This is a genomic window from Oceanivirga salmonicida (assembly GCF_001517915.1).
Taxonomy (GTDB): Bacteria; Fusobacteriota; Fusobacteriia; order Fusobacteriales; family Leptotrichiaceae; genus Oceanivirga; species Oceanivirga salmonicida.
On sequence record NZ_LOQI01000085.1, the window covers coordinates 1 to 5,614 of the forward strand.

7 protein-coding genes are annotated in these 5,614 nt (G+C 23.4%); all 7 read left to right on the forward strand.

The window, feature by feature from the left end; genetic code table 11:
- Window positions 1-313: 313 nt before the first annotated feature.
- On the forward strand, window positions 314-961 hold the full coding sequence (locus tag AWT72_RS07815) for a CPBP family intramembrane glutamic endopeptidase (protein WP_067143322.1): 648 nt from the start codon (window positions 314-316) through the stop codon (window positions 959-961).
- A 52-nt stretch (window positions 962-1,013) separates the two neighbouring features.
- On the forward strand, window positions 1,014-1,979 hold the full coding sequence (locus tag AWT72_RS07820) for a TDT family transporter (RefSeq protein ID WP_067143324.1): 966 nt from the start codon (window positions 1,014-1,016) through the stop codon (window positions 1,977-1,979).
- A gap of 34 nt (window positions 1,980-2,013) precedes the next feature.
- Window positions 2,014-2,805: a DUF2314 domain-containing protein gene (locus AWT72_RS07825; RefSeq protein WP_082680594.1), complete on the forward strand. Its 792-nt coding sequence runs from the start codon at window positions 2,014-2,016 to the stop codon at window positions 2,803-2,805.
- Between the two features lie 57 nt (window positions 2,806-2,862).
- Window positions 2,863-3,477, forward strand: coding sequence for a TrmH family RNA methyltransferase (locus AWT72_RS07830; protein WP_067143326.1), 615 nt, complete (start codon window positions 2,863-2,865; stop codon window positions 3,475-3,477).
- Between the two features lie 41 nt (window positions 3,478-3,518).
- Window positions 3,519-4,877 carry a CCA tRNA nucleotidyltransferase gene (locus AWT72_RS07835; RefSeq protein WP_067143328.1) on the forward strand — a complete coding sequence of 453 codons (1,359 nt, stop codon included), beginning with the start codon at window positions 3,519-3,521 and terminating at the stop codon, window positions 4,875-4,877.
- Between the two features lie 59 nt (window positions 4,878-4,936).
- Window positions 4,937-5,284, forward strand: a complete 348-nt coding sequence (locus tag AWT72_RS07840) for a DUF6176 family protein (RefSeq protein ID WP_067143330.1) — start codon at window positions 4,937-4,939, stop codon at window positions 5,282-5,284.
- A 19-nt stretch (window positions 5,285-5,303) separates the two neighbouring features.
- A partial coding sequence (locus AWT72_RS07845; protein ID WP_306765437.1) for a Sir2 family NAD-dependent protein deacetylase occupies window positions 5,304-5,614 on the forward strand: 311 nt, incomplete at its 3' end.

Consider the following 5,614-nt stretch of genomic DNA (forward strand, 5'->3'; position numbering starts at 1 on the left):
ACAAGTGTCAAATTTAGGTAAAAAATTTCTTGATATTATTAAGAAAATTTGATATATTAATTTTAGAGAAAATATGTTTAAGTTTATTTTGGCTGAACATAGAGTACTCCTTTTGTATATGGTTTGTGGTGAATTCATTATACAAAAAAAAGAGAGGTGAGTAAAGAATTTTGAAAAAAATTCTACTCACCTTTTTTTATAAAATATGAATTATTTATATGCTCACTATTTTATTTCTTTTCCATAAAATATATGATATACTCATTTATAAGGAGGGTATGTAAAATTATTTAAATTTTCATACAAAAATAAAATGACTAAAAAAATTAAAGGAGTTATTTTAGTAATAATATTAGTAACTATTATGACTTTTATAGATATTATTGGTGGATTTTCTTATTGGGTAAGATCTGCTATAAAATTAATGCTATTTGGAATGATACCATATTTATATATGCTAAAAAATAATATAGAAATGCCAACATTTAAAAAAGATGATAATTTTAATAAAATTTTAATGTTTTCTATATTAATTATTATTTCATTTATTATAGGTGGAACAATATTTTTTAAATTAGGATTACTTGATTCTGTAAAAACTAGTTTAAGTAATTCAGTAGGTGTTAGTGAAAATAACTATATTTATGTGTATATATACATAGTTACAGTAAATTGCACATTAGAAGAATTCTTTTTTAGACATTTTGCATTAAAATTTATTAGAAATACAAGATACACTATATTATTTAGTAGTATTTTGTTTTCAATTTATCATACAGGGATGTTAAGAAATATGTTTTTATGGTATATATTTGCATTATCAATGTTAGGTTTAATGATAGTAGGTATTATTTTTTGTTTATTAAATAAAAACAAGAATTCTATATTAAATTCAACTATAGTGCATTTAGTTGCCAATTTTTGTATAAATACTATAGGACTTATAGTTATGTATTCATAAAAAATTAAATATGTATAATAAATAAATTTAGAATAAGGAGTATAAATAAATTATGAATAAAATTATTGAATTTATAAAAAACTATGAAATTCCAACAGGTGGATTAATATTGGCCATTTTTTCTTTAAACATGCTATTTGAAAAATATAAGTTAATTTATTATCCTTTATTTTTTATTACATTAATATTGTATTTGATTTTCATATTGAAATTGATATTAAAAAGAATAGCAATTTTTGATGAATTAAATTCAGTTGTTATAGAAAGTGTATTTCCAACAATATTTATGGCGACTATGGTTTTGTCTACATATATTAAATCATATAATTTTGAAATAGCTAGGATAATTTGGTATGTTGCAATCGTTTCACATTTTTTATATATTTTAAGATTTAGTTGGAAATATTTGAGAAATTTTTCAATAGAAAATGTTTTTCCATCATGGTTTATTGTTTATATTGGAATAGCTGCTGCTAGTGTTACTTCTCATAGTCTAAATAATATTATACTGGGTCAATATATTTTTTATACTGCACTTACTTTTTATACTATACTATTACCAATAGTTTGTTATAGGATGTTTATTGTAAAAAATGTATCTATTAAAAATAAGCCTACTTTTGGTGTATTTGCAGCACCAGCTTCATTATTATTAGCAGGATATTTATCTGCATTTACAGTAAAAGAAAGTATAATTATATATGTATTATTTACTTTATCTACATTGTTTTTTTCAATAGTATTAGTAAATTTACCTAAATTATTAAGTTTAGATTTCACAACTAGTTTTTCAGCTTACACATTCCCAACAGTTATTACGACAATAGCATTAAATAAATTGAATATATATTATAATGAAACAAATAATATTTTAAATTTATTATTTAAATTTGAATTAACTATTACATTTTTAATTGTTATTTATGTTTTGGCTAGATATTTAAAATATTTTTATAATAAATTTAAAACTATAACTTTTTTAGAGATTGATAATAAAAATATAATTAATAAAATTTAAAGCTAAATTTAATTAAAGAGAGGAGAATAAGAATATGTCTATATTTGATTTTTTCAAAAAAAAGAAAAAAGAGTCGCTATTAGATGAAAATAATGTTTTAAAAGTAGGTCAAGAGGGTATTATGGAACCTGCAAATAATGCTAGAGATACTTTTAAATATTTTTGGAGAGAGTTATATTGGGAAAATAAACGAATAGTTAAAGGACTTAATTTTGCTGCAATAAAAATTGCATTTAGTCAAGAAACATTAGATGGCGAAAATATTATAGAAAATATGTGGATAGATGATATATATTTTGATGGAGATGTAATTACAGGTAGATTAGTAAATAAACCAAATGAATTAACTAATGTTCAAGAGAATGATATTATTGAGTTTGAAATAGATGATATTATTGACTGGTTATATGCTATCGGGGGAGAAACTTTTGGAGGATTTACAGTTCAAGCTATTAGATCTACATTAAGTGAAGAAGATAGGGTAGAGTATGATAAAGCATGGGGATTGAATTTTGGAGACTATAATGAAATTTTATTAGTAAGTAATCAAAAAGAAAATCCAGAAAATTTAATTGAACATCCACTTAGTATTGCCATGAAAGATAAAATGGAAGAATTTTTAAAAGAAAATCCAGGAGAAGTTAGTTTTATTGATGAAGATGGTTTAACACTTTTACATAAAGAAGCAATTGTAGGAAATAAGACTATGGTAGAAGTATTATTGAAATTTGGAGCAGACAAAAATATAAAATCAAAATCTAATAAAACAGCTTATGATTATGCTAAACAAATGAATTGGGAACATATAGTAGAAATATTAAAATAAATTTTTTATAAATTTAATAAGATATGAATAGAAAATAATAATTTTAAGGTGGTAAAAATGGAAAATAAAAACAACTCTAAAAGTAGTTTAAGAAAAAGAGCAGATGAAATTAAAGATTATCAATGTAAAAATTTAATAGCAGTATTAGAAGACCCAAAACTTTCTGAAAATATAGCTACTGTTATACGTAACATTAATGTTCTTGGTGTAGAAAAGTTATATGTAATTGATAGAAAGAAAAGATTTTCTGAATGGCAAAAAATGAGAGAAACCAAATCTTTAATTAAACAATCTGCATCAGCAATAAAATGGAGTTTTGTAAAAGTTTTTGAAACAACGCAAGAATGTATAGATCATCTAAATAAAAATAGATTCATATCAATTGTTACGTCTCCGCACATTAAAGGTAAAACAAATGTAGTTTTACATGAAGGTAATTATACACAAAAAAGGTTAGCAGTTTGGTTTGGTAATGAATCAAAAGGAATAAGTGATTTAGCAGTTGAAAATAGTGTTGCTTGTGTAAGTATAGAAATGTTTGGAATTATAGAAAGTTTAAATCTTGCTACTTCAACAGGAATAGTTTTATATGAAATAACTAAACAAAGAAGAGAATATCAAAAACACAATAAAAGAGGAATGAAAAAAGATCCTAAAATTATAGAAGAATAAGATTATAAATTGTTTTATTGATAGATGAGAGGTTACTAATTATGATAAAAGATATTGAAATGGCTAATAAAATTGCTCATGAAGTTTCTGAATATGGAGGTAGAGCATATTATGTCGGCGGTTTTATTAGAGATAAATTAATGGGGATTGAATCAGATAAATTTGATGTAGATATTGAAATTCATGGCATTTCAGAAGAAAAACTATATTTAATTCTTAAAGAATTAGGTAATCCAATTAGTATTGGTAAATCTTTTGGAATAATGTCATTAGAAAATTATAATATAGACATAGCAATGCCTAGAAGAGAAGTAAAAATTGGAGACTCTCATACTGATTTTGAAATTACTATTGATGAAAACATGGGAACATATGATGCAGCTAAAAGAAGAGATTTTACGATTAATTCAATAATGCAAGATATTTTAACGGAAGAAATAATTGACCATTTTGATGGTATTAAAGATATAAATAATAAAATCATTAGACATGTAAATGATAAAACATTTATTGAAGATTCACTAAGAGTATTAAGAGCATGTCAATTTGCATCAAGGTTTGGTTTTGGAATCGATGAAAAAACTATGGAATTATGTAAAAAAATAGACCTATCTAAATTATCGAAAGAAAGAATATTTTATGAAGTTGTTAAAGTTTTTCAAAAATCAAAAAAACCATCCATATTTTTTAGAGAGATGGATAAAATAAACCATTTAGGATATTGGTTTAAAGAATTAGAAAATACAAAATTTACTGAGCAAAGTCCAATTTATCATTCTGAAGGAAATGTTTTTGAGCATACAATGTTAGCAATAGATGTAGCAAGTAGTTTAAAAGATAAAGTAAAACAACCTATTAATTTTATGTTTGCGGTATTATGTCATGATTTAGGTAAAAGTGTTACGACTAAAAATATAGAGGGTAAAATAAGTTCTATACATCATGATATTGAAGGTGTAGAGATATCAAAAACTTTTTTAAAAAGATTTACTAATAATAGAAAACTTATAAATTATGTTGCAAATATGGTTGAATTACATATGCGTCCAAATATGTGTGTAAAAGATAATGCAAAAATAAAAACTACAAATAAAATGTTTGATTTATCAGTTGAACCTAATGATTTAATTTATGTATCAATAGCAGATAATTTGGGTAGAATTAGCAAAGAACCTTTAATAAATACCGAAATTTTTTTACTTAAAAGATTGGAAGAATATAATAAAGTGATGAGTATAGAACATGTAACAGGACATGATTTAATAAATTCAGGAATAAAACAGGGAAAAATATTCTCAGAGTTAATGAAGTATGCTCATAATCTTAGATTATCAGGTATAAATAAAGAGAAAAGTTTGAAACAAACATTAGCATATGCAAGAGAATTAGAGAAAAGATAGTTTAAAAATGATATTTTTAAAATAAATATTATGTTTAATAGTATTAGATAGGAGTAAATATGATAAATGTTGAATTAAGTAGATTTAGAGTAAAAAAAGGTATGGAAAGTAAAGTTAGTGAATGGTTAAAATTTTTAAATGATAATATGGAAGATACTTTACTAACACTTGAAAATGAGAAAATGTATGTTGAATCTATACATAGAGAAAATATAGATGGATATGAATATCTATATTGGTATTCTATTCAAGGTACAGGCGGAATTGATGTTCAAGATTCAGAAAGCTATATAGATATTAAACATCTAGAATATTGGGATATGTGTATAGATAATACATATTTAAATAATGATATTAAAGCTGAAGTAATAATGATACCAGATAAAATTAAAGAACAAATGAAATAAATAATACGAGGTAATAATTATGGAAGATAAAATTGAAAAATTACAAAAAATGTATAATGAGAGTAATAATATAGTCTTTTTTGGTGGTGCAGGAGTTTCAACAGAAAGTGGAATACCAGATTTTAGAAGTGTAGATGGATTATATAATCAAAAATATGATTATCCGCCAGAAACTATACTATCTCATAGTTTTTTTGTAAAACACCCTAATGAGTTTTATAAATTCTATAAAGAAAAATTAATAGTACATGGAGTTTTACCAAATCTTGCTCATACAAGTTTAGCTAAAATGGAGAAAAAGGGAAAGTTAAAAGTTGTAATTACTCAAAA

What these genes read in the sequence shown, in the direction of transcription:
- AWT72_RS07815 (WP_067143322.1), top strand. Translation starts at nt 314, where the DNA reads ATGACTAAAAAAATTAAAGGAGTTATTTTAGTAATAATATTAGTAACT.
- AWT72_RS07820 (WP_067143324.1), top strand. Translation starts at nt 1,014, where the DNA reads ATGAATAAAATTATTGAATTTATAAAAAACTATGAAATTCCAACAGGT.
- AWT72_RS07825 (WP_082680594.1), top strand. Translation starts at nt 2,014, where the DNA reads ATGTCTATATTTGATTTTTTCAAAAAAAAGAAAAAAGAGTCGCTATTA.
- AWT72_RS07830 (WP_067143326.1), top strand. Translation starts at nt 2,863, where the DNA reads ATGGAAAATAAAAACAACTCTAAAAGTAGTTTAAGAAAAAGAGCAGAT.
- AWT72_RS07835 (WP_067143328.1), top strand. Translation starts at nt 3,519, where the DNA reads ATGATAAAAGATATTGAAATGGCTAATAAAATTGCTCATGAAGTTTCT.
- AWT72_RS07840 (WP_067143330.1), top strand. Translation starts at nt 4,937, where the DNA reads ATGATAAATGTTGAATTAAGTAGATTTAGAGTAAAAAAAGGTATGGAA.